At 43.3% G+C, this 26,463-nt stretch carries 28 protein-coding genes, 1 pseudogene and 2 riboswitches; of the genes and pseudogenes, 28 read left to right on the top strand and 1 reads right to left on the bottom strand.

Annotated elements, in window-relative coordinates; all coding sequences use genetic code 11:
- Window positions 1-122: 122 nt before the first annotated feature.
- A riboswitch (TPP riboswitch) is annotated at window positions 123-226 on the top strand.
- A 35-nt stretch (window positions 227-261) separates the two neighbouring features.
- From thiT to BQ5364_RS16380, 12 genes are all read left to right on the top strand, one after another.
- Window positions 262-930: an energy-coupled thiamine transporter ThiT gene (gene thiT, locus BQ5364_RS16430; protein ID WP_022250727.1), complete on the top strand. Its 669-nt coding sequence runs from the start codon at window positions 262-264 to the stop codon at window positions 928-930.
- Between the two features lie 66 nt (window positions 931-996).
- A riboswitch (PreQ1 riboswitch) is annotated at window positions 997-1,041 on the top strand.
- Between the two features lie 97 nt (window positions 1,042-1,138).
- Entirely contained in the window at window positions 1,139-2,116 is a 978-nt protein-coding gene (locus BQ5364_RS16425) for a nucleoside hydrolase (protein ID WP_044986696.1), read from the top strand.
- 13 nt (window positions 2,117-2,129) lie between these two features.
- Window positions 2,130-2,705 (top strand): ECF transporter S component, encoded by a 576-nt coding sequence (locus BQ5364_RS16420; protein WP_022250725.1) that lies wholly within the window; start codon window positions 2,130-2,132, stop codon window positions 2,703-2,705.
- On the top strand, window positions 2,692-3,381 hold the full coding sequence (locus BQ5364_RS16415) for a radical SAM domain protein (protein ID WP_022250724.1): 690 nt from the start codon (window positions 2,692-2,694) through the stop codon (window positions 3,379-3,381). The genes BQ5364_RS16420 and BQ5364_RS16415 overlap by 14 nt, the downstream gene beginning before the upstream one ends.
- Window positions 3,382-3,608: 227 nt before the next feature.
- Window positions 3,609-4,091 (top strand): transcription elongation factor GreA, encoded by a 483-nt coding sequence (gene greA, locus BQ5364_RS16410; protein WP_022250723.1) that lies wholly within the window; start codon window positions 3,609-3,611, stop codon window positions 4,089-4,091.
- 18 nt (window positions 4,092-4,109) lie between these two features.
- The gene (gene lysS, locus BQ5364_RS16405; protein WP_071144657.1) at window positions 4,110-6,047 is read left to right on the top strand and encodes a lysine--tRNA ligase; all 1,938 of its coding nucleotides are present in this window, start codon (window positions 4,110-4,112) and stop codon (window positions 6,045-6,047) included.
- A 238-nt stretch (window positions 6,048-6,285) separates the two neighbouring features.
- Entirely contained in the window at window positions 6,286-6,759 is a 474-nt protein-coding gene (locus BQ5364_RS16400) for a DUF6075 family protein (protein ID WP_002596299.1), read from the top strand.
- On the top strand, window positions 6,759-6,935 hold the full coding sequence (locus BQ5364_RS18125; RefSeq protein ID WP_002596300.1) for a hypothetical protein: 177 nt from the start codon (window positions 6,759-6,761) through the stop codon (window positions 6,933-6,935). Before BQ5364_RS16400 ends, BQ5364_RS18125 begins: the two co-directional genes overlap by 1 nt.
- Window positions 6,936-6,958: 23 nt before the next feature.
- Window positions 6,959-7,741 carry a ParA family protein gene (locus tag BQ5364_RS16395; RefSeq protein ID WP_002596301.1) on the top strand — a complete coding sequence of 261 codons (783 nt, stop codon included), beginning with the start codon at window positions 6,959-6,961 and terminating at the stop codon, window positions 7,739-7,741.
- Entirely contained in the window at window positions 7,734-8,615 is an 882-nt protein-coding gene (locus tag BQ5364_RS16390; RefSeq protein ID WP_002596302.1) for a ParB/RepB/Spo0J family partition protein, read from the top strand. Before BQ5364_RS16395 ends, BQ5364_RS16390 begins: the two co-directional genes overlap by 8 nt.
- Before the next feature lie 15 nt (window positions 8,616-8,630).
- Window positions 8,631-9,695 (top strand): DUF6017 domain-containing protein, encoded by a 1,065-nt coding sequence (locus BQ5364_RS16385; RefSeq protein WP_014081158.1) that lies wholly within the window; start codon window positions 8,631-8,633, stop codon window positions 9,693-9,695.
- A complete protein-coding gene (locus tag BQ5364_RS16380; protein WP_038259775.1) occupies window positions 9,676-10,008 on the top strand; it encodes a DUF6050 family protein in 333 nt (110 codons plus the stop codon). Before BQ5364_RS16385 ends, BQ5364_RS16380 begins: the two co-directional genes overlap by 20 nt.
- Window positions 10,009-10,054: 46 nt before the next feature.
- Here the strand turns inward: BQ5364_RS16380 and BQ5364_RS16375 are convergent, their stop codons facing one another.
- Complete coding sequence (locus BQ5364_RS16375) at window positions 10,055-10,261, bottom strand: helix-turn-helix domain-containing protein (RefSeq protein WP_002596305.1); 207 nt, start codon at window positions 10,259-10,261, stop codon at window positions 10,055-10,057.
- A 100-nt stretch (window positions 10,262-10,361) separates the two neighbouring features.
- Here BQ5364_RS16375 and BQ5364_RS18120 point away from each other — a divergent pair, with 100 nt between their 5' ends.
- From BQ5364_RS18120 to BQ5364_RS16300, 16 genes and pseudogenes are all read left to right on the top strand, one after another.
- Entirely contained in the window at window positions 10,362-10,523 is a 162-nt protein-coding gene (locus BQ5364_RS18120; RefSeq protein WP_002596306.1) for a hypothetical protein, read from the top strand.
- Between the two features lie 38 nt (window positions 10,524-10,561).
- A complete protein-coding gene (locus BQ5364_RS16370) occupies window positions 10,562-10,930 on the top strand; it encodes a hypothetical protein (protein WP_014081156.1) in 369 nt (122 codons plus the stop codon).
- Window positions 10,931-11,022: 92 nt separating this feature from the next.
- Window positions 11,023-11,679, top strand: coding sequence for a hypothetical protein (locus BQ5364_RS16365; protein ID WP_002596308.1), 657 nt, complete (start codon window positions 11,023-11,025; stop codon window positions 11,677-11,679).
- A 78-nt stretch (window positions 11,680-11,757) separates the two neighbouring features.
- The gene (locus tag BQ5364_RS16360) at window positions 11,758-12,306 is read left to right on the top strand and encodes a hypothetical protein (RefSeq protein WP_002596309.1); all 549 of its coding nucleotides are present in this window, start codon (window positions 11,758-11,760) and stop codon (window positions 12,304-12,306) included.
- 114 nt (window positions 12,307-12,420) lie between these two features.
- On the top strand, window positions 12,421-12,846 hold the full coding sequence (locus BQ5364_RS16355; protein ID WP_002596310.1) for a hypothetical protein: 426 nt from the start codon (window positions 12,421-12,423) through the stop codon (window positions 12,844-12,846).
- A 119-nt stretch (window positions 12,847-12,965) separates the two neighbouring features.
- Window positions 12,966-13,442: a PcfB family protein gene (locus tag BQ5364_RS16350; protein ID WP_002596311.1), complete on the top strand. Its 477-nt coding sequence runs from the start codon at window positions 12,966-12,968 to the stop codon at window positions 13,440-13,442.
- A gap of 218 nt (window positions 13,443-13,660) precedes the next feature.
- Window positions 13,661-15,292: pseudogene (locus BQ5364_RS16345) on the top strand (VirD4-like conjugal transfer protein, CD1115 family); the annotation flags it as partial.
- A 107-nt stretch (window positions 15,293-15,399) separates the two neighbouring features.
- Window positions 15,400-15,615: a Maff2 family mobile element protein gene (locus BQ5364_RS16340; RefSeq protein ID WP_071144656.1), complete on the top strand. Its 216-nt coding sequence runs from the start codon at window positions 15,400-15,402 to the stop codon at window positions 15,613-15,615.
- A gap of 3 nt (window positions 15,616-15,618) precedes the next feature.
- Window positions 15,619-16,491, top strand: coding sequence for a VirB6/TrbL-like conjugal transfer protein, CD1112 family (locus BQ5364_RS16335; RefSeq protein ID WP_038259682.1), 873 nt, complete (start codon window positions 15,619-15,621; stop codon window positions 16,489-16,491).
- A gap of 63 nt (window positions 16,492-16,554) precedes the next feature.
- Window positions 16,555-16,950, top strand: a complete 396-nt coding sequence (locus tag BQ5364_RS16330) for a PrgI family protein (protein WP_002596354.1) — start codon at window positions 16,555-16,557, stop codon at window positions 16,948-16,950.
- A 67-nt stretch (window positions 16,951-17,017) separates the two neighbouring features.
- Window positions 17,018-19,360, top strand: a complete 2,343-nt coding sequence (locus tag BQ5364_RS16325; RefSeq protein ID WP_418536083.1) for a VirB4-like conjugal transfer ATPase, CD1110 family — start codon at window positions 17,018-17,020, stop codon at window positions 19,358-19,360.
- Window positions 19,360-21,948 carry a CD1108 family mobile element protein gene (locus BQ5364_RS16320; protein ID WP_002596356.1) on the top strand — a complete coding sequence of 863 codons (2,589 nt, stop codon included), beginning with the start codon at window positions 19,360-19,362 and terminating at the stop codon, window positions 21,946-21,948. Before BQ5364_RS16325 ends, BQ5364_RS16320 begins: the two co-directional genes overlap by 1 nt.
- A gap of 21 nt (window positions 21,949-21,969) precedes the next feature.
- Window positions 21,970-22,254 carry a hypothetical protein gene (locus BQ5364_RS16315; protein WP_002596357.1) on the top strand — a complete coding sequence of 95 codons (285 nt, stop codon included), beginning with the start codon at window positions 21,970-21,972 and terminating at the stop codon, window positions 22,252-22,254.
- On the top strand, window positions 22,229-23,947 hold the full coding sequence (locus tag BQ5364_RS16310) for a CD1107 family mobile element protein (protein ID WP_071144655.1): 1,719 nt from the start codon (window positions 22,229-22,231) through the stop codon (window positions 23,945-23,947). The genes BQ5364_RS16315 and BQ5364_RS16310 overlap by 26 nt, the downstream gene beginning before the upstream one ends.
- Before the next feature lie 3 nt (window positions 23,948-23,950).
- Window positions 23,951-26,050: a type IA DNA topoisomerase gene (locus tag BQ5364_RS16305; RefSeq protein WP_014081130.1), complete on the top strand. Its 2,100-nt coding sequence runs from the start codon at window positions 23,951-23,953 to the stop codon at window positions 26,048-26,050.
- Window positions 26,051-26,065: 15 nt separating this feature from the next.
- Complete coding sequence (locus BQ5364_RS16300; protein ID WP_002596360.1) at window positions 26,066-26,428, top strand: helix-turn-helix domain-containing protein; 363 nt, start codon at window positions 26,066-26,068, stop codon at window positions 26,426-26,428.
- The last annotated feature ends 35 nt before the right edge of the window (window positions 26,429-26,463 follow it).

The raw sequence follows: 26,463 nt of genomic DNA, 5'->3' as shown, positions 1-26,463 counted from the left end.
AACAGATCATATTTAAGGTGAAAGGGATGTCGAAGACGACATCCCTTTTGCTGAAGTTGAGATAAAAATTGACAAAAGATGACAGTGTGATACAATAGATTGGAAATGACAAATTTCATATAGCAATTTGCTAGGGGAGCCATGAGCTGAGAATCACACAGATGTGTGTTGACCCTCATTACTTGAACCGGTTAGTACCGGCGGAAGGAAGCAGTACCAAAGTGGTTCCTCCTGTAAAAAATTATTTTAGGAGGTTTTTTTATGTCATTTTTTGTATCAACAACAGAGGGTGGGTATCAACTCACCACAGCGGGATATGTTGCAGCTGCAGTGATTTTAATTGCATTGATTGTGCTTGCGACAGTTCTGGCAAAGAAAGAGAAAAAGGAAAAGAAGAAAATGGGGACAAAGCAGCTTGTGTTCTGTGCGATGGCAGTGGCACTTGCGATGGTGACATCTATGTTAAAGGTTTATTCTTTCCCATTTGGCGGTTCTATTACATTGTTCAGCATGTTGTTCATCTGCTTTGTAGGTTATGTGTATGGTCCGGCAACAGGAATTTTGACAGGAGCTGCATATGGTGTACTACAATTTATTATTGAGCCGTATATTTATTTTCCACTGCAGGTATTGGTTGACTATCCGCTCGCATTCGGGGCACTTGGATTGTCCGGAGTATTTGCAGAGTCCAAGCATGGACTGGTAAAAGGCTATCTGCTCGGTGTGTTTGGAAGATATGTATTTGCAGTCATTTCTGGATGGATTTTCTTTGGAGAATATGCCTGGGATGGATGGGGAGCGCTCCCATATTCCTTGGTATATAATGGATGCTACATATTTGCTGAGGCGGTGATTACAGTTATTATAATCTCTATTCCGGCAGTGTCAAAGGCATTGAAAAAAGTAAAAATATCGGCAGTAAATGTATAGCTTTTCAAGCTGTCAAATATCTGCTATAATACATTTTGCGTTTATAAAATCAGAGCAGTGATCTGCTCTGGACTGGTTCGAAAACTTCCCAGAATAAAAAACTAAGGATTGAAAAGCAAAAAGGAAAAGAGTCCGGGCAGCCGGACTTTTTAGAGTGAGCCGTATCCTTGGAGATGCGGCTCTTTTTTACGCGAAAGGAGATTGGAGAATGAATGCAAAAAGAAAAATTATCATTGATTGTGACACGGGCATTGATGATGCCTTGGCACTGATGCTGGCACTTGCATCACCGGAGTTGGAAGTTATCGGAATCACAGCAGTCTGTGGAAATGTGCCGGTGGATATCGGTGTGGAAAATATCCGAAAGGTATTAAATGTCATGAATCGACTTGACATCCCGGTATACCGAGGGGAGGAAAAACCGTTAAGGCGGGAATATATCAGCGCTCAGGATACACATGGAATGGATGGTCTTGGGGAAAGTGGATACGAGAATGTGCCGGGGAGCGCGCAAGAAAAAGATGCAGTGAGTTACATTACAGACACTTTAAGAGAGAAACAAGGTGTTTCAATTATCGCCATTGGTCCCCTGACAAATATTGCGAAAGCACTGCAGAAAGATCTGGAGGCATTTGAACAACTGGACGAATTTGTCTCGATGGGAGGCTCTTATAAAAGTCACGGAAATTGTTCGCCGGTGGCAGAGTACAATTACTGGTGTGATCCGGACGCTGCAAAATATGTGTATGAAAATCTGAGAACGAAGATTCATATGGTTGGATTAGATGTGACAAGAAAAATCGTATTGACACCGAATATTTTGGAATACATGCAAATTCTGGATACAGAGAAAGGTGAATTTGTCAAAAATATTACTCGGTTTTATTATGATTTTCACTGGGAATATGAGCGGGTGATCGGCTGTGTTATCAACGATCCGCTTGCGGTTGCATATTTTCTTAATCGGGAATTGTGCAGTGGCTTTGAAGCCTATACAACTGTGGAGACAGAGGGAATCAGTATCGGGCAATCTGTGGTGGATGCAATGAATTTCTGGAAGAAAGAGGAAAACAGCATTGTGCTCACCGAGGTGGATGAGAAGGAATTTATGGTAATGTTTTTACATAGAGTTTTTGGGAAATCAGAGCAGGAGATCAGAACAATCCTGCGACAGATTATGGCTTAGGAGGAGAAGGAAAATGAAAAAATTGACAGTGGTACAGGTTTGTTTTATTGCATTGAGTGCGGTGATTAATATTATTGGAGGAAATCTTGCGCTTGTTCTGCGGCTTCCGATTTATTTGGACAGTATCGGGACATTTCTGGCATCGGCGTTGCTTGGTCCAGTTGGAGGAGTTCTTGCCGGGGTGGTCAGCGGTGTGATTTCTGGCATCACGACAGATATTTATTCGCTCTATTTTATCCCGGTGCAGATAGTGACCGGAGTGGCAGCTGGAATTCTTTTTCGGACAACGTTGTTAAAAAAATGGAATATTTTTCTTGGGGCATTTTGTGTGTCAATTGCGGGAACAATTATCAGTGCGTGCATCACAGCGTATGTGTTTGGCGGAGTGACATCTTCCGGTTCATCGATTCTTGTGACACTTTTGCATAAACTGGGATTGAATATGGTTGCGAGTGCGTTTGTCGTACAGATTGTGACAGACTATGCAGACCGCTTGATCTCAATTGCAATTGTTGTGGCGGTTCTTGCAGTACTGTCAAATTCGATGAAACAGCAGATTCGAGAGGGAAAAACGAATGGACAGGTATAGCAAAATTACAAATAAAAATCAGAGGGAGATCGTGCTTTTAAAGGCATTTCCATGTATATGGGGGAAATGCAGATTTTGCGATTATATAGAGGATAATTCAAATCAAAAAGATGAGATGATTCGGTTAAACCACGAGATTTTGTCGCAGGTAACAGGAGAATTCGGTGTCTTGGAAGTCATCAATTCGGGGAGCTGCTTTGAACTGCCAAAAGAGACATTGGAGGAAATCCGAATCTTAATACAAACAAAAAAGATTAAGAAACTATTTTTTGAAAGCCACTGGATGTATCGTAAAAAATTGCAGGAAATGCGAGATTATATGGGGATTCCTATTGTGTTCAAAATAGGGGTGGAAACGTTTGACAATGAATTTCGCCAGCAGTATTTGAATAAAAACGCAGGATTTACAACACCGGAGGAGGTGGCGGAACTGTTCGATTCGCCGTGTCTGATGGTCGGAATCAAAGGACAAACAAAGGAAATGATCGATTATGACATTCGGATGCTGAAAGAGCATTTTAGACTGGGGACGGTCAATGTGTTTACAAACAATACGACGGATGTCGTTCGGGATGAAGAACTGGTGCGCTGGTTTTTGGAAAAATATGCGTATTTGGAAGAAGATCCGACAGTAGAAGTGCTCTATGAGAATACCGATTTTGGAGTAGGGGATTAGAAAGGTATAAGTTCAGCCATGTGGGCGGCGATAAAGAGTGAACAGTAACCATGTCGCATGTATGAAAACGAGTGGAAAACCAGCGGAATTCTTGACATTAGAGGACGTATCATGTATAATATTGAAATTGTGAAAATAAAATTATTTATCAGAATTTTTAAGGCAGAATTTTCAAAATAGATATGCTCCGAAAAGGGGCGTAAAGGGGTAAGAAAGGAAGTATAAAAATGGCAGAAAAGAAAACATTACTCACTTATGCAGGATTAAAAGCGCTGGAAGAAGAGTTGGAGAATTTAAAGGTGGTAAGACGTAAAGAAGTTGCTGTAAAGATCAAAGAAGCAAGAGAGCAGGGCGACTTATCAGAAAACGCAGAATACGATGCAGCAAAAGATGAACAGCGTGATATTGAAGCACGTATTGAAGAGATTGAGAAAATCTTGAAAAATGCAGAGGTTGTTGTAGAAGATGAAGTAGACTTTGACAAAATCAACGTAGGCTGCACTGTTTCATTATATGACGTAGAATTTGAAGAAGAAGTAGAATACAAAATCGTAGGTTCTACGGAGGCAAACAGCCTTGCAGGTAAGATTTCGAATGAGTCTCCGCTTGGAAAAGCACTGATTGGAAAAAAAGTGGGAGATAAAGTAGAGGTAGAAGCTCAGGCTGGTATCATCGAGTACGAAGTGCTGAAAATCGACAGAAGCGTATAAGAATAGGAGAGAAGAGACATGGCTGAACAAAAGAATGTACAAGAACAAGATATTAATCAATTGAGAAAAGTGCGCCGTGAGAAATTTGCAGATTTGCAGACAAATGGAAAAGATCCATTCCAGATTACAAAATATGATGCAGATGCGCACAGCCAGGAGATCAAAGATAACTTTGAGACAATGGAAGGAAAGAAAGTGTCTATCGCAGGACGTATTATGTCTAAGCGTGTGATGGGAAAAGCTTCATTCTGTAATGTGCAGGATTTACAGGGAAATATTCAGTCTTATGTTGCAAGAGACTGTGTAGGTGAGGAAGCTTATAAAGACTTTAAGAAGATGGATATCGGTGATATCGTGGGAATCAAAGGTGAGGTATTCCGCACAAAAATGGGTGAGATTTCGATCCATGCAGAGGAAGTAACATTGCTTGCAAAGAGCTTGCAGATTCTTCCGGAGAAATTCCACGGATTGACAAACACGGATTTACGTTACCGTCAGAGATATGTGGATTTGATCATGAATCCGGATGTAAAAGATACATTTGTTAAACGTTCTAAAATTTTGGCTTCTATCAGAAGATATTTAGACGGACAGGGATTTATGGAAGTTGAGACACCGATGCTGGTAGCAAATGCTGGTGGTGCAGCAGCAAGACCGTTTGAGACACATTTCAATGCTTTAAATGAAGATCTCAAACTTCGTATTTCTTTGGAATTGTATTTGAAGAGATTGATTGTCGGCGGATTGGAACGCGTTTATGAAATTGGACGAGTATTCCGTAACGAAGGTTTGGATACAAGACATAATCCGGAATTTACATTGATGGAATTATATCAGGCATATACAGATTACAACGGAATGATGGATCTGACAGAGAACTTGTACCGTTATGTGGCACAGGAAGTGCTTGGAACAACAACAATCACTTACAATGGGGTAGAGATGGATCTTGGAAAACCATTTGAGAGAATCACAATGGTAGACGCTGTAAAGAAATATGCAGGTGTTGATTTTGATGAGATTCACACACTGGAAGAAGCAAGAGCAGCTGCAAAAGAACACCACGTAGAATTTGAAGAACGTCACAAAAAAGGTGATATTCTTGCGTTATTCTTCGAAGAATTTGCAGAGGAGCACTTGATTCAGCCAACATTTGTAATGGATCATCCAATCGAGATTTCTCCACTTACAAAGAAAAAACCAGAGAATCCAGAATACACAGAACGTTTCGAGTTCTTTATGAATGGATGGGAAATGGCAAATGCGTACTCAGAGCTGAATGACCCAATCGACCAGAGAGAACGTTTCAAAGCACAGGAAGAATTGCTTGCACAAGGTGATGAAGAAGCGAACACAACAGACGAAGATTTCTTGAACGCACTTGAAATCGGTATGCCGCCAACAGGAGGTATCGGATTCGGAATCGACAGAATGTGTATGTTGTTGACAGACAGCGCAGCAATCAGAGATGTGTTACTGTTCCCGACAATGAAGTCCCTGGACGCTAAGAAGGGCGAAGGGAAGGCTGAAAAGGCAGTAGAAAATGCTGCTGTGGCAGAGGAAAAGGTTGCAGAAAAGATTGATTTCTCCAACGTAAAAATCGAACCATTGTTTGAAGAAATGATTGATTTCGATACCTTTGCAAAGGCTGATTTCCGTGCAGTAAAGATTCTGGAATGTGAAGCAGTACCGAAGTCAAAGAAGCTTTTAAAGTTCACTCTGGATGACGGAACAGACCGGAAACGCACGATTTTAAGCGGTATTCACGAGTATTACGAGCCAGAAGATCTGATTGGCAAGACAGCGATTGCAATCGTAAATTTGCCTCCGAGAAAGATGATGGGCATTGATTCCGAGGGTATGCTGATTTCAGCAGTACACGAGGAAGATGGACATGAGGGATTAAATCTTCTCATGGTGAATGACTGGATTCCGGCAGGTGCGAAGTTGTACTAAGAATCAGAAAATCCATAGACTTTTATGAGTTTATCGAGTGTTTGACATCAAATTGACATCAAATTTGTGTCATTCGGTGGACTAATATGGACTGAAAAGGGATGTTTTAGAAATCAGAACCTTTCAAAACTTAATAGTTGAATGCTATTAAAAGGACATTTTCCAATAAAACGGAGAGTGTCCTTTTTCTGTTGTTATGGTCAAAACAAAATCAAAATAACACAAGGAGGGTTCTATTATGACAAGTACAGCGTTAGGAGCAGAAACCAAAAAGGAAGAAAAGATTATTTTTATCAGCGATGCACATGAGAAATTCTACTACGAGAAGTTAAAGGAAGTCCGGTATCAGGATGTTTACCACAAGGCACTCTGCTATTGTCTTGGGATCAGCGATGATACCAGAAGAAATGTTTACAGAATTTATGATTTCAAAACAGGATGCGTAATAACAGAGTGTTTACACGAAGGCTGGCAGACCAGTGGAAGTGTGAGAGTGATCAGAATGGCATTCAATCTGTATTGCAATGGAACACCAAGTGTTTCCGATTATGAAGATGCAGAAGAACAGGTGGACGAGTGCAGGCAGTACACGGTGGAGGAAATATTCTGCTGTGCTTATGCACCATATTTCTGGCAGGCAATTCAGATTCGGTATCCGGAATATGCCACATACAACCATAAGCTGTATGCCTTATTGGGAGGAACAGACTAATGTTAAAAGTCAGATTGATGGGAACAAAGAATGATATTAAGTGGTTCGGAAAGATTTTGCAGAGGAATCCGAAAGTGGAAGTAACGGAGTTTTCCGAGATGTATCCGAATAAGGGAACGAAGAAATTTTACAGGGCGTATGTAGAAGTAAAGAAAAGAAACGTAGCAGAAAAATAGCAGAAAACAAAGGAGAATCTATCATGTGTAAAATAATCGCAATCGCAAACCAAAAAGGTGGTGTGGGCAAGACCACCACAACCAGTAATTTAGGCATAGGATTGGCAAAACAGGGCAAGAAAGTCCTGCTGATTGATGCCGATGCACAGGGCAGTCTGACAGACAGTCTTGGCTTCACAGAGCCGGACAAGCTAGAGGAAACACTTGCAACAGCACTTGGCAATATCATCAATGATGAAGATATGGAAGCGGATTATGGTATCCTGAAACACAAAGAGGGAATTGACCTGATGCCGGGAAACATTGAGCTTTCCGGTCTGGAAGTATCACTTGTAAATGTGATGAGCAGAGAGCTTGTGATGCGTTCCTACATAGAGCTGGTAAAGGATAATTATGATTATATTCTGATTGACTGTATGCCCTCTCTCGGCATGATTACTATAAACGCTTTTGCCTGTGCGGACAGTATTCTGATTCCAGTGCAGGCGGCATATCTTCCGGCAAAAGGGTTGCAGCAGCTTATTAAGACCATAGGAAAGGTCAGGAGACAGATTAACCCGAAGCTGATGATTGAGGGGATTCTGCTGACAATGGTGGATGCTCGAACCAATTATGCAAAGGACATTACTGCATTACTGGTGGAGAATTACGGTAGCAAGGTGCGGATATTTGAAAACAGTATTCCCATTTCCGTCCGTGCGGCAGAGATTTCCGCAGAGGGTGTCAGTATCTACGAACATGATCCGAAAGGCAAAGTAGCCGCTGCTTATCAGTCTTTGACGGAGGAGGTGCTTGGGAATGAGTAAAGCAGGAAGTGCCGCAAAGGTAAAATTAAGCAGTTATGATGATTTATTTGGAAATGCAGAAGAAAAGACAGGGAGCGAAGAGCAGATTATCAGAGCCAAGCTCACGGATTTGCATGAGTTTAGAAATCATCCGTTCCGTGTACTGGACGATGAAAAAATGGAAGAAACAACGGAAAGCATCAGTAAGTATGGGGTGCTCGTACCGGGAATTGCAAGACCGAGGGCAGAGGGTGGCTATGAAATCATAGCCGGACACCGCAGAAAACGAGGTTCAGAACGGGCAGGAAAAGAGGATATGCCTGTGATAGTCCGCAATTATACAGACGATGAAGCTACGATTATCATGGTGGATTCCAACATTCAGCGTGAGGACATTCTGCCAAGTGAGAAGGCGAAAGCTTATGCCATGAAATACGAGGCTATGAAGCATCAGGGCAGAAAAGGAAACGGAAATACGCTTGACGAGGTAGGAGAAGCTGCCGGAGAAAGCGGAAAGACGGTGCAACGGTATATCTGGCTTGCAAGGCTGTCCGATGAGCTGCTAGAGTTGGTTGACAGAAAGAAAATCGGTCTGGTACAGGGTGTTGACATTTCCTTTCTGTCGGAAGATGCACAACAGTGGGTGCTGGTAATCCTTGAGGAAAGCGGAGCAAATATTTCCACAGTACAGTCTGCCAAGCTGAAGGAATATGGGAAAAGCGGCGAACTGACGCTGCCGATGGTGCGTCTGATACTGACCGAGGAAAAGCCGAAAGAGAGGAAAGTTACAATCAAGTCTGAAAAAATCAGCCAGTTTTTTTCAGAGGAATACTCCAGCGAAGAGATTGAGGGGATTATCCTGCAATTATTGGAGGAATGGCAGAAGAAACAGTAAAGGGGGTGCGGTAAAATGGGTAAACAGATACAGTTTGATTATTACTATGGGATTGAAGCAGAACAGTTTTCCTTTTATCGTGTTCCTCGGTTGCTGATTAAAGACGAGCGTTTCAAGGGGCTTAGCAGCGATGCCAAGCTCCTGTACGGTCTGATGCTTGACCGTATGTCACTGTCTATGAAAAATGGCTGGTTGGATGAAGAAAACAGAGCCTATATCATTTATACTCTTGATAATGTCATGGAGGATTTGGGATGTGCAAAAGCAACCTGTGTTAAGATTATGAAAGAGTTGGACAGTGATAATGGGATAGGATTGATCGAAAAGAAACGCAGGGGACTTGGAAAACCGGATATTATTTATGTAAAGAATTTTGCCACAATAGGAGAAGCAGAAGAAGAAACGCCTGCAAATGCTGATGTTTCCACAGAAGTTCAGGATTTGAACCTCAAGAGTTCTAAAAGTTATACTTCCAGAAGTTCAGAAACTGAACTTCAAGAGGTTCAAAAAGCAGACTTCCAGAAGTCTAAAAATTTTACTTCAAGAAGTACAATATCTGAACTTGCGGAAGTTCAAAAAGCAGACCCTAATTATACTAACTATAATCATACTAACCAGAGTAATATTGATAGGAATTATATCAATCCTATCAATCAATCCGGCAGTGAGTTGGAAGGGGAGATTGATGTGATGGAAGATGTCAATGCTTACATGGAAATCATCAAAGAGAATATTGAGTACGAACATCACATGAAATATGGCAGATGGCAGGACAAAGGGCTGTATGAGGAATTGTATGAGGTAATCTGCGAGATTGTATGTGTGAAGCATAAGACTGTTAAAATCGGTGGAAATGATTATCCATATGAGCTTGTAAAATCAAAGTTCCTCAAACTGAATAGCTCCCATTTGGAATATGTGATAGGATGTATGCAGGAAACAACTACGAAAATTGCAAATATCAAGGCATATATGGTAACAGCTCTTTATAATGCACCCTCAACGATGAATCATTATTATCAGCAGGAGGTACAGCATGATATGTACGGAGGTGGCTGGAATGAAAAGAATATTGGTTAAAATTGTGCTTCCGGTATCGTTGCTGGCAGTTTGGATGATAACCTGTTATCCGATTTGCAGAAAAGCAGAAGGATTTGATTTTTTCCTGTATTGGGTACTGGTCGGCTGTCCTTATGGGATCAGAAAAATGTGTATGATTCTCATACCAAAAAATTTCGGAATTGCAGGAAGTATAGGAATACTGGCACTGAACTGTATTGTAGGTGGTCTGATTGGCGGTGTGGTTGTAATTCTGAGAATGGTTATGGTGCTGATGGAGATAATAAAGATAATCAGTGATACTTCTGGACACGATGTCCAAAGGTGCAGATGAAAAGCGAAAATGAAAAAGGCATTGTTCATCAATCAGAACAACACCTTTAATTATCATCCGGGACGTATTCCATAATCTCTTCAATCCGGCAGTTAAGTATCTGGCAAAGCCTGTTTAAAATAAGCGTTTTTACAACAAGGTTCTGCCGAAGCCGCTGAAGCTGTGCTTTATCAATGCCATAATCTTTGATAAGCTGGTACTGGCTGATTCCTTTTTCCTTTAGCGTACGCCAAAGCGGATCGTATTTAATCATACTGAAAGCTCCTTTCCACACTTGTATTCTAAGTGCATGAAACATATAATAATATGGTGCGTGTACGCACCATAAAACATACAAGGAGAGTAAAAAAGTTATGGAACATAATGAGTTTAAGGATCAGCTATACGAAGTATTAGATGAAAATGATGTGGCTTTAGGGATTGAGGATATAGATACCTCTGATGCCGCAAATATTTTTACAATAAAAACAAGGGACGGAAGTGTTTTTGAAATAGAAACACGGAAGATTGAATAAGAGGCAGCACGATGCCTCGAAACAGGAGGTTTGCAACTGTGGAGAAAAGTTACATTACAGACATAGAACGGGAACGGTGCAAAAAGGTTGCCGCAGCCTATGCAGAACTGTATGAGCTGGAAAGCATTTTGGTATTGGATGTAGGACGGTACGGTTTTGTGAAGCTGCAATATTACACACCGGAGTATGGATTTAATGATGTTATAACCTATACAGACAGTGAGAGTATGTTTGAGGACTTATGGCAGGAATGGCTTGATACCCGGCTCTATCTCTTCGCAAAGGGAACGCCGATGCTGGAAATGGGATATGAGGAAATCTTCAAATGTCTGCCGGAGGAAAAACAGAAAGAGCTTTTAGAGCAAAAAGCAGTATTTGCAAAAATGGCAGAAATAGAACTGAAATAAAACAGCGTCAGGGCAGTTATGAATTGAAAGATTTGTAGCTGCCCTTTTTTTATTGCTTTTGGACACGATGTCCAGAAGCGGAAAGGAGCAAAATGGAATCATTACGAGATGTAAAAAGAGTTATGGAACGGGAGATAGAGAAAGGGAGCTGCCCATTACAGTTTGAATATCTGGAATTTGGAGAAAAACCGTTTCAGTTCATAGAATCAGAGGAAAAGCTGAATGAGGTGCTTTCGTATTTGTTGCGGTTGGGGGAATATAGAGGATATACGGAGCATCTTGTAGGAAATAACGTGTATATGGATTTGGATATGTTGTGCCGGAAAATTCAGTTTAAGCGTACCCATTCCCCTGTGGAGCGTAGTGAAATCCAGTGGAAAATACAACGCTATAAAAATAAACTGAAACCGGACTATGCAGGTAAGGTTTGTTTAGAAATAGTGCAGTGCGTTTTCAGTCTGCCGGAAGGAGCAGCGGAGAAGTACCAGATTGTATATGATGGACAGAAAACCTATGCTTTTGCCATGTCAAATAAGTATATTCTGGGACTTTTTACTCATTGTGAAGCCGCAAGAAAATCTGCTGTGGAGGACGGTGTGGAGTTTGTACATCTGCCGGAGAATGAACAGAAAATCGTCAGTCTTGAAAATGTGAGGAATGTGTTGTTTCAGGCATTGCTGCTTGATAATGTTACGGTGGAGAATGGTCTGTTCCATGCACAGATGTGTACGGTTATGCTGTTGAAATAAATGTACCGGAAATATTTGATACAGGCATAAATTTTGTTATAATGGCTTTGAACAGAATTTGTCCGAAAGAGGGATTGTATGAAACCAAATCATCATTCACTGGCATATAAACAGCAGAAACAGCCGAATAAGACCTATAAGGATTTAAAACAGAAGCAGAAGATGAAAATAGCAGACTGGATGTTTCGGGAAACCTGCATTTTCTATAAGGAAAATGGAGAGATACCAAATGAGGAGGTAGCAAAGCAGATTATTGACCGGATTTATGAAAAACTGAAATCTCTTGCAATCTGGGTTCCGTATGAAGAGGTTTACCGAGCATATCTTTTAAAATTGCCACGATATGAGCTTCGTATTGCGGAAAATGGGATACCGGAAGAAAAGCCGCCGAAGGAGAAAAAGGAGGATGTGCCGAAAAAGAAAAAGGGAAGCAGTAATAAGCGGTGTCCGGTATGCGGCAGGAGAATGAAACAGCAGTTTATTGGTTTGCAGCATTGCAAATGTGGAATGAGCTGGAAAAAGGACATCGGCTTTTTTGAGCGAACCGGAGATATGGTGTTTGCCTTGGAGCGGAGAAAAATAGGAAATAAACAAAAACAGTGCCCTGTCATTCGATATAAGGAATAGGGCATGGAAAAACAGAAAACAGCGTCAGGGCAGTTATGAGTCGAAAGATTTGTAGCTGCCCTTTTTTATTGCTTTTGGACACGATGTCCAGAAGCCGGATGGAGGTCAGATGAAATGAAAAAGAGAGAATTTCAGAAAAAAGCAGCCGCAGCGTTATTGGGAAAACTGGCAGATGTTGTGATGGAACTGGAAGAAAATCCAAACATCACAATAACGTCGGAGTATCATAGTAGCTATTTTAAATTGAGAAAGAATTACAATCTGATTCAGATTTCGGTCAAGCAGACAGGAGAGCTGACGTATCAGTTGACGGATATGCTGGGAAACACAGGCAGAAGTCAGATTTATGTACAATATCATGCTGGAGATGATCCGGAACATTTGATAAAGAAGTTTGTTGAGGATTTTGGGCGGCTTTATAAGGATTTTCTTTTAGCGGGAACGCTGCATGATTTTGTTCGTATCCAGTTATCTGTGGATGCAGATACAGAGGAAGCATTAAGGGAGTACGAGGACTGTATCAGAGCAGGCTGCCTGTAAATCAGAATTTTTGGACACGATGTCCAGAAGCGGAAAGGAGAGAACATGAAATATTTACTACATCGGCTGCTTGTTCCGCCCTGAAGGAACAGCAGTAAAAAGGAAAGAAGGAGGTACAGATGCAGGAAGAAGTAACGCAGAAAACAATCGCCCTTGTGATTAAGGCTGCAAAGCTGGATGCCAATATCCTGAAATCTGCCATGAGAATGTATCTGAATCATTGCAGAAAACAGGCACAGAAAACGCATGGGAAAGTGTCGGTTAAGGAACTGGTGGGCGAGGGTGCAGGTGCTTCATCCATTGAAATCACAGATGGCAATATCAAATCCTTTGAGCGGGTAGCTCGTAAATACAATGTTGATTTTGCTGTGAAAAAGGATAAGACCACCGAGCCACCGAAGTATCTGGTATTTTTCAAGGGCAGGGATGCCGATGCTGTGGCACAGGCATTTAAGGAATTTGTTTATGGAAATGAGAAAAAGAACAGTAGGACTTCTGTAAGGCAGAAATTAAAGCATTTCCGGGATGTGGTATCAAAGGATCAGAACAAAGAACGGAGCCGGGAAAAGAATAAGGACAGGGGGCAGAGCCTATGACTAATATCATAGCAGGCATTACCAAAGATTTAAAAGCTGTCCCCAAAAAGCTGAAGGAAAAAGCAAAAAGTGCAGATGTTAAAAAGCTGATACTGCTGAATCTTCCCTATGTGCTTGCCGGGTACTTCTGTAATAAGGCAGCATTTTTATGGAGAGTGGCAGAGGGCAGTAATGCGTCTGACAAGATGATGGTAGTAATGAGCCAAATGGACAGGATGTTTTCCAATCCGTTCCCCAGTTTTTTTCTGAGTGATTTGCTGATTGGAATCGCCGGAGGCGTTGCCTTAAAATTCATTGTTTATTATAAGGCGAAGAATGCCAAGAAATTCCGGCAGGGTGTGGAATACGGTTCTGCACGGTGGGGGAATGCCAAAGATATAGAGCCATATATGGATTCTGTATTTGAAAATAATATTCTTCTGACCGCTACGGAGCGTCTGATGATGTCCGGCAGACCGAAAGAACCGAAGTATGCAAGAAATAAAAATATTCTTGTGATTGGCGGTTCCGGCTCCGGTAAAACAAGATTTTTCGTGAAGCCGAACCTGATGCAGATGCACTCGTCCTATTGCGTCACTGACCCGAAAGGCACAATCTTAGTGGAATGTGGGAAGATGCTGAAGCGGGGCAAGTATAAGATTAAAGTCCTCAACACCATAAACTTTGCAAAATCCATGCATTATAATCCATTTGCTTATCTGCGGAGCGAAAAGGACATTTTGAAACTCGTCAACACAATCATAGTCAACACAAAAGGAGAGGGGCAGCAATCCGGTGAGGACTTTTGGGTCAAAGCAGAAAAACTCTATTATACAGCATTGATTGCATACATCTGGTACGAAGCACCGGAGGAAGAACAGAATTTTGCCATGCTGATTGATATGATTGATGCAAGTGAAGCAAGAGAGGACGATGAAAACTTCAAAAATGCTGTTGATCTGCTCTTTGAGGAGCTGGAGGAAAAAGACCCGAACCATTTTGCTGTAAGGCAGTATAAGAAATATAAGCTTGCGGCAGGAAAAACAGCGAAGTCGATTCTGATTAGCTGCGGTGCGAGGTTAGCACCATTTGATATAAAAGAGCTGCGTGACCTGATGGAATATGATGAACTGGAGCTTGACACGCTGGGAGAGGAAAAAACAGCGTTGTTCGTTATTATTTCTGATACAGATGCTACGTTTAACTTTGTGGTGTCTATCATGTATTCCCAGCTCTTTAATTTGCTTTGCGACAAGGCAGACGATGTTTATAACGGAAGGCTCCCGGTTCATGTGCGTATGCTCCTTGATGAGTTTGCGAACATCGGGCAGATTCCACAGTTTGAGAAGCTGATTGCTACGATCCGAAGCAGGGAAATATCAGCTTCTATTATTTTGCAGTCAAAATCACAGCTCAAAGCGATTTACAGGGACAATGCCGATACCATAGAGGGCAACTGCGACACTACGCTGTTTCTCGGAGGAAAGGAAAAGACCACCCTAAAGGAATTAGCAGAGGTATTGGGGAAAGAAACCATTGACCTGTACAACACCTCGGATACGAGGGGGACGAGCCAGTCCTACGGTCTGAATTACCAAAAGACCGGAAAGGAACTGATGAGCCAAGATGAGATTGCTGTCATGGATGGCGGGAAATGTATTATGCAGCTTAGAGGTGTCAGACCATTTTTCTCGGATAAATTCGATATAACGAAGCACAAGCGGTACAAAGAGCTGTCCGATTATGACAAGAAAAATGCCTTTGATATGGAACAGTATGTGAAACATCTGCACCACTTGAAGGTCACAGAAAAGACAAAGGTAGATGAAGCCTTTGAATGCGGGGAGATTTCCCCGGATACAACTGAATAGGAACATTTGGACACGATGTCCAGAGGTACAGGAGTTTTGCGGATAGAAAGCAATGCTCCTTATTTTTTGCAAAAAATAAATTTTCGGAAAGAACGAGGTAACTGAATATGGCATTTTTTACATCAGCAGTAACAGGATTAAAGACCGTTGTAACCGCAATCGGAGCAGGCGTGGCAGTATGGGGCGTTATCAATCTTCTTGAGGGATACGGAAATGATAACCCAGGGGCAAAATCACAAGGGGTCAAGCAGCTCATGGCGGGTGGCGGTATTGTAATTGTGGCACAGACGGTAATTCCGCAGCTTACAAGCCTGTTTTCCTAAGTCATGGGAGCGATTCTCGACAAGATAACTGAATTTATAAAGGAAATACTGCAAGGGTGGGTCATGGACAACCTTACTACGATGTTTACAGATGTGAATGATAAGGTCGGAACAATCGCAGGGGAAGTCGGCAGGACACCCAGTTCATGGAACAGCGGAGTGTTTTCTATGATAGAGAACCTTTCGGAAAATGTGATGATACCCATAGCGGGCATGATCATCAGTGCGATACTCTGCTATGAGCTGATTACAATGGTCATGGATAAGAACAATATGCATGAAGTAGGAAGCGAGTTCTTTTTCCGTTACCTTATCAAAGCCTGTATCGCTGTGCTGCTTCTCAGCTACACCTTTGACATCACAATGGCGATTTTTGATGTGGGAAACCATATCGTGACCAGAGCAGGCGGTATTGTTTCGGGTTCCACTACCATTGATGTGACGGATACCCTAAAAACCATGTTTGACAGTCAGATTGATACAATGGGCATCGGCGAGCTGATCGGGCTTGGTATCGAAACTATGATTGTCAGCTTATGTATGAAAATCATCTCCCTGCTTATTACCGTCATGCTTTTCGGGAGAATGATTGAAATCTACCTTTATATTTCAGTAGCTCCGGTTCCCTTTGCCACATTCAGTAACCGGGAATGGGGCGGTATCGGCAACAATTATATCAAGGGACTGTGTTCACTGGCGTTTCAGGGATTTTTCATTATGGTATGCGTGGCAATCTATGCGGTGCTGGTATCCGGCATTGCGGTTGCGGACAATCTGCACACAGCACTGTGGTCGGTGGCAGCTTATACCGTTGTTCTGTGTTTCAGCCTGTTCAAGACAGGTTCCCTTGCGAAATCAATCTGGAATGCTCATTAGAACACATTTCAAAGAAAGGAGGGAACAGCCGGGGCTTGCAGTATCAGCTCCGGCTGTGATGTTATGGCAATATCCGTAGCAGTGCCAAAGAATTTAAGCGGCATAAAGACAAAAGTAGCGTTAAATCTGACGAAACGCCAGCTTATTTGCTTCAGCGGTGCAGGTGCGGTAGGGATTCCCTTTTACATTTTTACAAAAGGGTTTATCGGCACACAGGCATCGGCACTTTTGATGGTAGCGGTCATGCTGCCTTTTTTCTTTCTGGCAATGTATGAGAAGGACGGATTTCCGGCAGAGAAGATTCTGTATTTTATGATAAGGCAGAAATTCCTCACACCGGGGATTCGTCCCTACAAATCAGAAAATATTTACAGAAGATTAGAAGAAACAGAGCGTATAAAAGAGGAGGTGCGTAAACTTGAAGAAAAAGCAGGCGGCAGAAAAGCCGGACAGACATAAGAAAAAAGGAAAAACGAAGCCGGGGCTGACCTTTGTGGAGCGGAGAAGGCTTGCGGAGTTAAAACACATGCTTGCCGGAACGAATAAAAACGCAGAAAAGCCCACCACAGCACAGAAGACCATTACCTTTCAGAAGATGTACCGGGACGGTATCTGTCAGGTCACTTCTGGCTTTTATACGAAAATGGTGGAGTTTTACGATATAAATTATGACCTGCTGGAAATCGAGGATAAGGGGGAAATACTGGAGGAATACAGCAGGCTTATCAATTATTTTGACCCGTCTATTAAATTTGAGCTGTTCCTGTTCAACCGACAGGTTAACGAGCAGACCTTAATTGACCAGTTTGACATTCCATTGCAGGCAGATGATTTTGATGATATTCGTGAGGAATACACGCAGATGTTAAAGAAACAGGCTGCAAAGGGAAATAACGGTATTATCAAATCAAAGTATCTGATTTTTGGAATTGAGAGTAAAGGCTTTAAGGAGGCAAGGGCAAAACTTGTCAGCATTGAAGCAGATGTGATTAAAAATTTGACTAATCTGGGCACACACGCTAAGAGCCTTGACGGAAAGGAACGTCTGCGTATCCTGCATGAGTATTTTAACCAGGATACTATGGAGCCTTTCCGTTTTTCTTTTAAGGAACTGGCGGAGTCGGGAAAAAGTGTGAAAGATTACATCGCTCCGCCGGGATTTGATTTTCGCTATCCGAGTCGTTTTAAGGCGGGAAAAATGTATGGCAGTGTGCATTATCTGGATATTATTGCCCCGAAGTTTGATGATGAGTTGTTGAAAAAGCTTCTTGATCTGGATGCGAACCTGACTATTACCATGCATATGCAGACAATGGATCCGGTCAAGGCGATTAAGATGCTAAAAGGTGCTTTGACGAATATTCAGAAGATGAAGATTGAAGAGCAGAAAAAGGCGGTAAGGTCAGGTTATGACATGGACATTCTTCCAACGGACATTATCACTTATGAAAAAGATACCCTTGACCTTTTGGACGATTTAAACAGCAGCAATCAGAAAATGGTAAAGATGACATTTCTTCTGACCTGCTATGGCAGAAACAAGCGGGAACTGGAAAATATCACGCAGAGGGTATCCGGCATTATCCAACAGGCGAACTGCAACCTCAGATGTATGCAGTATTTACAGGAGCAGGGACTGATGGCATCGGCACCAATCGGGTGCAACGATACGGGAATTGAACGGGATTTGACAACAAAGAGTACCGCTATCTTAGTACCGTTCTGTACGCAGGAATTATTTATGCCAGCTCCGGCTATTTATTATGGTTTAAATGCCCTTTCCAACAACATGATTATGGCAGACCGGAAACGGCTTCGTACACCAAACGGTGTGATTCTTGGTACACCGGGAAGTGGTAAGTCTTTTAGTGCAAAGCGTGAGATTCTTTCCTGTTTCCTGATGACAAAGGACGATATTGTGGTCTGCGATCCGGAGGGCGAGTATTTTGCCCTTGTGGGAGCATTGCACGGACAGGTGGTAAGGCTGGCAACCAATTCCAAAGATTATTTAAATCCGATGGACATTCAGCTTTCCCATAAAGGGGATAAGGAAGCCTTAAAGCTGAAATCCGATTTTATCATTACTCTGTGTGACTTGATTGCCGGAGGAAAGAACGGTCTGGAAAATGATGAGAAAGGTATCATTGACGAATGTATCCGTCATATTTACGATGCTTATTTTGAAAATCCCGTACCGGAGAATATGCCTATCCTTGAGGATTTGTATAATGCCCTGTTAGAGCATAAGAACAAAAAGGCAGAACGGATTGCAAACTCCCTTGTGCTATATGTGCATGGTTCGCAGAATTATTTTAACCACAGGACGAATGTAGACAGTCAGAACCGTATCATGTGCTTTGACATCAGGGACTTGGGAAACCAGTTGAAAGAGCTTGGAATGTTAATCGTACAGGATGCGGTCTGGAACAGGGTATCGCAGAACCGGGAGCGTAAGATTGCCACCCGCTATTATTGTGATGAGTTCCACCTTTTGCTGAAGGAGAAGCAGACCGCTATCTATTCGGTGGAAATCTGGAAGCGTTTCCGTAAGTGGGGCGGTATTCCTACGGGGCTGACGCAGAACGTAGGCGATTTTTTGAAGTCGGAGGAAATCGAGGGAATCCTCGGCAATTCCGATTTTGTATATCTCCTGAATCAAAATGCAAAGGATCAGGCAATCCTTGCAGATAAGCTGGGATTGTCAGAAAAACAGCTTGCCCATGTAACCAATTCCGAGCCGGGGTGCGGACTGATTCTGTTTGACAACGTGGTTATTCCGTTCGTAGATAAATATCCGGTAGATACCAAGACCTTTGCGGTTATGAATACCAAACCAGAGGAAAGTGTAAGGCAGGAGGTAAATGAGTAGTGGCGGAGAAAAAGAAACAGAAACCGGCTGCATTTGCACAGGAGAAAAAAACCTTTACCGGAGAAATTCCAAAGAAAGCAAACGAGGGTAAAGGTAAAAAATCCGCAGCATATCAGCCGAGAGATGCAGATACCACTTCTGGACACGATGTCCAGAGGTCGAAAAATACAAAGAAGTATCAGAAAGCGGATGCTTCTGGACAGAATGTCCAAAAGTCCGAGGGAGCAGAAGCCGGAGAGAAGTCTAAAAGCGATTTTATGCAGCCGGACAGCACTTTTACGGAGGAAGCCGGAGAGGAGCAGGGTAGAAAAATTGCCAGCGATGACTACCGCCACAGGGACACCTATCATTCGTCACAGAAAAAGGGCAGGTATCAAAGGCGGGAGATAAAGAGCCGGGAGCGAGTAAAGCAATTTGATTTTGAACAGGATTTCCAGACAAAGGACACTACCTTTACCGAAGAGGCAGAACCGGAATTTCATGGAAGCAAAAAGTTAGACCGACTGCAAAAGAAAGCGGAGAAAGCCAGAAAAAAGACGGAAGCTGCAAGAAAGAAGATTCCAAAGAAAACGGAGTATTCTCTGGAGCGTGTTTTTGATGAAAAGACGGGCAGAACAAAGTATGTATTGACTTCTGTAAAAAAAGAGAAACCATTCAAACCGGACAGTCCGGTAAAAAGAGCGGCTGGCAGGGTGGGAATGGAATCTTCTAATTTTGCCCATAGTAAGGTTGCCGAAGTGGAGAAAGAAAATTCCGGTGTGGAGGCTGCCCACAAGACAGAGCAGAGCGGGGAAGATGTTTACCGCTTTTTCAAAGGGCATTACAAAGGGAAAACGGAAAGACGGAGAGCGAAAGCTGCAAAGCTGGAGAAAAAGCAGATGCAGAAAGAGGTCAATTTCCGTTATCAGAAGTTCTTGGAAGAAAATCCGGAAATGCAGGAAAAGACCATTCAGAAGCAGTTGCAGAAAAGACTGCAAAAGCAGCGTATCAAACGGGAATATGCAAAAGCAAGACGGGCGGGACAGACAGCGAAAGCCGCAAAGGAAACAGCGGCGAAGTCCGGGAATCTTTTTACAGCGGCAGCCAGAAAGATACAGGAGATTGCATCAAAAAATGTTTCGCTTCTGCTTGCCATAGGAGCCTTTTCGGTGCTTCTTGTGATGATTATGACAGCAGTATCTTCCTGTGGGGCGATGTTTGCCGGAGGAATCAGTACCACGCTGGCAGGAAGTTATATGAGCGTTCCGGCAGAAATAGATGCGGCAGATTTAGCTTTTTCTGAACTGGAAAAAGAATTGCAGGCAGAGATTGATGCCATAGAAACCACTTATCCGGATTATGATGAGTACCGTTATAATCTGGCATCTATCGGGCATGACCCATTTGCACTGATCAGCTATCTGTCGGCAGTCCATACGGAATTTACTGCAAGTGAGGTACAGGCAGAAATAGAATATCTGTTTGATGAAATGTATGAGTTGACACTAAATCCTACAGAGGAAACGAGGACAAGGACGGTAACAAAAACAGGCACTCATACGGTAACAGACCCGGTTACGGGGGAAACAACAGAAGAGGAATACGAGTATGAAGTGGAAGAGGAATATACCGTAACCATTCTGGAAGTGACCCTGACAGCAAAAGATTTAAACGTAGTAGTTGCCGGACGCATGAATGAGGAGCAGAGAGAAATCTATGCTTTTTATAACCAGACCCACGGGCTGACACAGCAGTTTTATAAGCCCCTTGATTTATATTGGTACAACTATGTGAGCAGTTATTATGGCTGGCGTATCAATCCGGTCACAGGGCAGGAACAGTTACATCGGGGCGTAGATATTGCAGTACCTACCGGAACAACCGTATATGCGGCGATGGACGGGACAGTAACTACCGCAACTTATGACAGCTATTACGGAAATTATGTAGTGATTGAAGATGAAAAAGGCTACTGCACAAAATATGCCCACATGGATACCTTAAATGTCCGGGCAGGACAGAGCGTGACGCATGGAAATGTGATCGGAACAACAGGGAATACGGGAAGCAGTACCGGAAGTCATTTACATATCGAATGTCTGTATCAGGGGGAATATTATAACCCTCTTTTTTATTTTGAAGCAGGCACGGATACGCTGTATGGCGAAACGCCGGGCAGCGGAAGCGGCGGAGGAAATGTGATACCGCCGGATTCCTATGACGATGCAACCGTGCAGGCACTTATGGAAGAAGCGGCGAGATATTTAGACTATCCCTATGTATGGGGAGGCTCCAGTCCGTCCACCAGCTTTGACTGTTCCGGTTTTGTCTGCTGGGTATTTACAAACAGCGGTGTCCATAACCTGCCACGAACCACAGCACAGGGCATTTATAACCAGTGTACGCCTGTGTCGGCGGCAGATGCAAAGGCGGGGGATATTATCTTTTTTACAGGTACATACAATTCGGGCGTACCAGTCAGCCATGTGGGGATTTACTGCGGAAACGGGGTCATGATTCATTGCGGAGATCCAATCAGTTACGCTTCAATCAATTCGTCCTATTGGCAGAGCCATTTTTATGCGTTTGGAAGATTATCAGGAAATTAAAATAACAGGAAGTGAGGAACGATGACGAAAGAGAGAATTGTAAAGGAGCTTTCCAAAGTCCGGGAACAGCTTGCGGGATTGCAGGCGAGGGAGAGGGATTTGGCGGAACAGCTTCAGATGGCAGAGGATGCGGAGAAGATGAAATTCATTGAAAAGAATAAAATCTCTCTGGATCGGCTGATTCTGTTAAACAAGGTCAGCGAAGAAGAAATTATGCGTCTGCTGAAAGAAAAAGAGCAGAAAGAAGCAGCACAATCAGAAGAAAGGGAGGCTTACAGCCATGAAGAACAGGAAGTTATCATCTAAGGCAGTTATATCACTGATATTGTCCGCTGTGCTATTTACCATGCCTGCGGTAGCGTTTTCTGTAAATGGGAACTACGCAATCAGCGCTTTTGCCGAAGAAACAAAAGAAACCGAAGAATCCAAACCGGAGGAAAGTACGGAGCAGACACCCGGCGAAAGTGAAACTGATGTCAGTACGGAGGAAAATACAGAAAACAGTACCGAGGGAAGCACGGAAGAAACTACGGAGGGCAGCACGGAGGGAAGCACCGAAGGCGGCACCGAAGAGAATACAGAAGGCAGTACCGATGAAAGCACCGGGGATGGCACTGTATCGGGAAATGATAAACCGGAGCCGGTATGTAATTGCGAAGATCAATGCGGTGCGTATGAGTATGACAAAAACTGTCCCGTCTGCGTCACAGATTATAAGCTCTGTACCTATAAAAAACCGAATGTGAGTATCAAAATCAGACAGCCGGAGGAGTGGCATAATGACATTGTTTCCGTTTCTTTCAGTGTAAAAGATACCGCAGATACGGGGAATTTTGAAATCGCAAAGATAGAGGCAAAGGTAGGGCAGAATGGAAGCTGGACAGATGTGACGGAGGAAAAGAAATTAAGGATTTCCGAGAACTGTACCGTGTATGTGCTTGTCACAGACCAGAAAGGCAATACCTATGAGAAGAACCGTGCCATAAAGTGCTTTGATACCGTAAAGCCGACCTTAAATGCGGCAGTCAGTGACGGGCTTTTAAGCATACAGGTACATGATACGGATTCCGGTGCAAAGGCGGTATATGTCAATGGATATGAGTTTACAGATCTGACGGGCGGTACGTTAAATATCCGCCTCCAGCAGTTTGACGCAGGGTATGAGTATTTTACCATTTCTGCAATGGACAATGCCGGAAATATGTCTGAGGTTTATAAAACGAAAAATCCGTACTATAAAGACCCTGCCGATACCAGTGATGGGAATCCGGCGGAGCAGCTCCCGGAGAGTGCGACCCCGACGAAACCGGGGAGTGCTACGGGAACCGTGACGGAGCATACCAAAACAGACAGTAACGGAAATACCACATCACAGACAAGTCCTGCCGAACAGAAAAAGCAGGCAATGAAAGAAGCTGCGGAGGCAGAAAGCGGGAAAACAGAAAGTACGGAAAAATCCGGTCAGGGCAAGGAGTTTTATACTATTCAGACCGCCACGGAGAAAGTTTTCTATCTGATTATTGACCGGGACGGAGAGGAAGAAATGGTATATTTTTTGACTGAGGTTACGGAAAATGACCTGTTAAATGCAACTTCCGATAACAGTGAAACCTTGCCGAAAAATTCCGCTGCGTTGGAATCTGCAATTCCGAATGGGGAGAGTGCATTGCCAAACAACAACGGAGAGCAGGCAGATACAGAGGGAAAGGAAACGGAAACAGGTACGGAAGGTGCAGAGAGTACGGGAAATACAGAGGAAACCGAACCGGAGCCGGAAGTGAAAGAAGCACCGAATCCGATGATTTCGTATGTGCTGATTGGTAGTCTTGCCTTAATCGTTATCGGAGCTGCTTATTATTTTAAGGTTGTCCGCAAGAAAAAAGAGGACTTTATCGAGGACGAAGATGAAGATGAGGAAGATAACGAGGAGTATGAAAACGAAGATGAGGAATCGGAGGAAGATACGGAAGAAGATTTCTTTGACGAACAGGAGGAATAAGGTATGCAGTTGGTGGTTACAGAGAAGCCCAGCGTAGCACAGGCAATTTCCCATGTGATCGGGGCGAAAGAGAGAAAAGACGGTTACATGGAGGGAAACGGATTTCTCGTTTCATGGTGTGTAGGACATCTGGTAGAGCTGGCACAGCCGGAGATGTATTCAGAAGCATGGAAAAAATGGAGCTATGAGAGCCTGCCCATGATACCGGAGCAGTGGCAGCATGAAGTGAAAAAGGAAACAGCAACGCAGTATAAAATCTTGAAAAATCTGATGCACGATACAAGAGTTGAAAGTGTGGTGTGTGCCACCGATGCCGGACGGGAGGGAGAACTTATCTTCCGTCTGGTATATGAACAGGCAGGCTGCCGGAAACCAATGAAACGCCTGTGGATTTCATCAATGGAGGAGAGTGCAATCCGTGACGGGTTTGAAAACTTAAAGCCGGGAAGCGATTATGACAGCCTGTACCAGTCTGCACTTTGCAGACAGCAGGCAGACTGGCTGGTGGGATTAAATGGTACGAGATTATTTACTGTACTGTATGGCGGAAAGGTATTAAAGGTGGGCAGAGTACAGACGCCCACCCTTGCCATGCTGGTAGACCGTGAAGTGAAGATTATGAATTTTGAAAAAGAGCAGTATTACATGGCTCATATTCTGATGGATGGGATAGATGCCATGACAGAACGGATTGACGATAAGGCAAGGGCAGAAAGTATTGCTGCAGCGTGTGAAAGTCAGAGTGGAGTGGTTCGTTCCGTTATAAAGGAAAATAAAAGCGTTGCACCACCAAAACTTTATGACCTTACCACGCTTCAGCGGGATGCCAACCGTATCTTTGGTTTTACTGCAAAGCAGACATTGGAGTACACCCAGAGCCTTTATGAGAAAAAGCTGGTCACTTATCCGAGAACGGACAGCCAGTATTTATCCGATGATATGGAAGAAACTGCAAAAGCGGTAATCGGGGCAGTTTATCAGGCGATTCTCTTTGAGGAACAGACCGGAGCAGAGCCGGATATAAAAAGAGTGTTGAACAGTAAAAAAGTGACCGACCACCATGCAATTATTCCCACCATAGAAATTACAAAGACAGACCTTTCCGCTGTGCCGGAGGGAGAAATGAAAATCTTATCCCTTGTCGCTAATCGTCTGTTATGTGCAACCGGGAAAAAGCAGTTGTATGAAACGGTAAAAGCAGAGTTTTCCTGCGGTGGTTACAGCTTTCATGTATCCGGAAAAACGGTTCTGCAGAACGGGTGGAAAGAATTTGAAGCAGCATTGAAACGTACCTACCGGGTAGAAAAAACAGATGAGGATAAGGAAGAGAAGAAACTGCCGGAGCTTTCTGAAGGCATGACGTTTCCAGTTATCCAGACAAAGGTAACAGAGCATTTCACGCAGCCTCCCAAACATTTTACCGAGGACAGCCTGCTTTCTGCGATGGAACGTGCCGGAGCAGAGGATATGGGCGATGAGGTGGAACGCAAAGGACTTGGCACACCTGCCACCAGAGCTGACATTATTGAAAAGCTGGTCAAAGACGGTTTTGTGAAACGGGAGAAAAAGCAGATGCTTCCCACCGAGGACGGGATGAAGCTCATTACTGTTCTGCCGGATATGGTAAAATCCCCGAAGCTTACAGCAGATTGGGAGAATACGCTGACTTTGGTTGAAAAAGGCGAATACACCATGCAGGAGTTCATGGATGGCATTGAAGATATGGTGCGGGAGCTGGTGCAAACCTACCACAGTATCAGTGACGATCAGAAGTCTTTGTTTGGAACGATGCAGGAAGTGCTTGGAAAATGCCCGAAATGCGGCAGCGATGTAGTAAAAGGAAAATTCGGTGCTTACTGCAAACAAAAATGCGGCATGAATGTGGGTAGGGCAATGGGAGCAACGTTTTCCGATACACAGATGAAAAGTCTGCTTGAAGGGAAAAAGACCCTTGTGAGAGGATTAAAAGGGAAAAAGGGAAGCTACGATGCGTACCTGATTCCGGAGGGAATTGAGGATTATTCTTATATCAAAGACGGAAAGGAAATCAAAGGTTCGCAGTACAAATTCAAGATGGAATTTCCACCGAGAAAAAGCAAGTGAAAAGGAGACAGAAAAATGAATACAGAAATGAAAAAGACCGTTGTTTACAGCACCGGAGATAAAATTTTAAACATTATGAAAGAGCAGGATATGGATATTCCAGAACTTTCTTTGCGGTGCGGTGTCAGGGAAGATGTATTGATGGATATTCTGGCAGGTATCCGGGAAGCAGATATAAGTACGCTCTGCAAAATTGCAGACGGACTGGAGATTTGTGTACGGGAGCTTTGCCCTGATGAAGAAAGCTATGTCGTTCCGGTGGAAAAAGATATCCTTGCAAAGCTCATTGTGATCAGCGAGCTGAAGGAGATGGAATTGGAGGAGCTGATTGGCACAATTCTGGAAAACGGTATCGAAGAACACGGTTTTTATGAATAAGGCGGCGGGGGTTATCCCCTCCGTCATTTTGGAGG

This window comes from Coprococcus phoceensis, from assembly GCF_900104635.1.
GTDB lineage: Bacteria > Bacillota > Clostridia > Lachnospirales > Lachnospiraceae > Faecalimonas > Faecalimonas phoceensis.
The sequence above is the reverse complement of the archived record's forward strand: the minus strand, read 5'-3'. Positions and strand labels throughout refer to the sequence as shown.

What these genes read in the sequence shown, in the direction of transcription:
- thiT (WP_022250727.1), top strand. Translation starts at nt 262, where the DNA reads ATGTCATTTTTTGTATCAACAACAGAGGGTGGGTATCAACTCACCACA.
- BQ5364_RS16425 (WP_044986696.1), top strand. Translation starts at nt 1,139, where the DNA reads ATGAATGCAAAAAGAAAAATTATCATTGATTGTGACACGGGCATTGAT.
- BQ5364_RS16420 (WP_022250725.1), top strand. Translation starts at nt 2,130, where the DNA reads ATGAAAAAATTGACAGTGGTACAGGTTTGTTTTATTGCATTGAGTGCG.
- BQ5364_RS16415 (WP_022250724.1), top strand. Translation starts at nt 2,692, where the DNA reads ATGGACAGGTATAGCAAAATTACAAATAAAAATCAGAGGGAGATCGTG.
- greA (WP_022250723.1), top strand. Translation starts at nt 3,609, where the DNA reads ATGGCAGAAAAGAAAACATTACTCACTTATGCAGGATTAAAAGCGCTG.
- lysS (WP_071144657.1), top strand. Translation starts at nt 4,110, where the DNA reads ATGGCTGAACAAAAGAATGTACAAGAACAAGATATTAATCAATTGAGA.
- BQ5364_RS16400 (WP_002596299.1), top strand. Translation starts at nt 6,286, where the DNA reads ATGACAAGTACAGCGTTAGGAGCAGAAACCAAAAAGGAAGAAAAGATT.
- BQ5364_RS18125 (WP_002596300.1), top strand. Translation starts at nt 6,759, where the DNA reads ATGTTAAAAGTCAGATTGATGGGAACAAAGAATGATATTAAGTGGTTC.
- BQ5364_RS16395 (WP_002596301.1), top strand. Translation starts at nt 6,959, where the DNA reads ATGTGTAAAATAATCGCAATCGCAAACCAAAAAGGTGGTGTGGGCAAG.
- BQ5364_RS16390 (WP_002596302.1), top strand. Translation starts at nt 7,734, where the DNA reads ATGAGTAAAGCAGGAAGTGCCGCAAAGGTAAAATTAAGCAGTTATGAT.
- BQ5364_RS16385 (WP_014081158.1), top strand. Translation starts at nt 8,631, where the DNA reads ATGGGTAAACAGATACAGTTTGATTATTACTATGGGATTGAAGCAGAA.
- BQ5364_RS16380 (WP_038259775.1), top strand. Translation starts at nt 9,676, where the DNA reads ATGAAAAGAATATTGGTTAAAATTGTGCTTCCGGTATCGTTGCTGGCA.
- BQ5364_RS16375 (WP_002596305.1), bottom strand. Translation starts at nt 10,261, where the DNA reads ATGATTAAATACGATCCGCTTTGGCGTACGCTAAAGGAAAAAGGAATC.
- BQ5364_RS18120 (WP_002596306.1), top strand. Translation starts at nt 10,362, where the DNA reads ATGGAACATAATGAGTTTAAGGATCAGCTATACGAAGTATTAGATGAA.
- BQ5364_RS16365 (WP_002596308.1), top strand. Translation starts at nt 11,023, where the DNA reads ATGGAATCATTACGAGATGTAAAAAGAGTTATGGAACGGGAGATAGAG.
- BQ5364_RS16360 (WP_002596309.1), top strand. Translation starts at nt 11,758, where the DNA reads ATGAAACCAAATCATCATTCACTGGCATATAAACAGCAGAAACAGCCG.
- BQ5364_RS16355 (WP_002596310.1), top strand. Translation starts at nt 12,421, where the DNA reads ATGAAAAAGAGAGAATTTCAGAAAAAAGCAGCCGCAGCGTTATTGGGA.
- BQ5364_RS16350 (WP_002596311.1), top strand. Translation starts at nt 12,966, where the DNA reads ATGCAGGAAGAAGTAACGCAGAAAACAATCGCCCTTGTGATTAAGGCT.
- BQ5364_RS16340 (WP_071144656.1), top strand. Translation starts at nt 15,400, where the DNA reads ATGGCATTTTTTACATCAGCAGTAACAGGATTAAAGACCGTTGTAACC.
- BQ5364_RS16335 (WP_038259682.1), top strand. Translation starts at nt 15,619, where the DNA reads ATGGGAGCGATTCTCGACAAGATAACTGAATTTATAAAGGAAATACTG.
- BQ5364_RS16330 (WP_002596354.1), top strand. Translation starts at nt 16,555, where the DNA reads ATGGCAATATCCGTAGCAGTGCCAAAGAATTTAAGCGGCATAAAGACA.
- BQ5364_RS16325 (WP_418536083.1), top strand. Translation starts at nt 17,018, where the DNA reads ATGCTTGCCGGAACGAATAAAAACGCAGAAAAGCCCACCACAGCACAG.
- BQ5364_RS16315 (WP_002596357.1), top strand. Translation starts at nt 21,970, where the DNA reads ATGACGAAAGAGAGAATTGTAAAGGAGCTTTCCAAAGTCCGGGAACAG.
- BQ5364_RS16310 (WP_071144655.1), top strand. Translation starts at nt 22,229, where the DNA reads ATGAAGAACAGGAAGTTATCATCTAAGGCAGTTATATCACTGATATTG.
- BQ5364_RS16305 (WP_014081130.1), top strand. Translation starts at nt 23,951, where the DNA reads ATGCAGTTGGTGGTTACAGAGAAGCCCAGCGTAGCACAGGCAATTTCC.
- BQ5364_RS16300 (WP_002596360.1), top strand. Translation starts at nt 26,066, where the DNA reads ATGAATACAGAAATGAAAAAGACCGTTGTTTACAGCACCGGAGATAAA.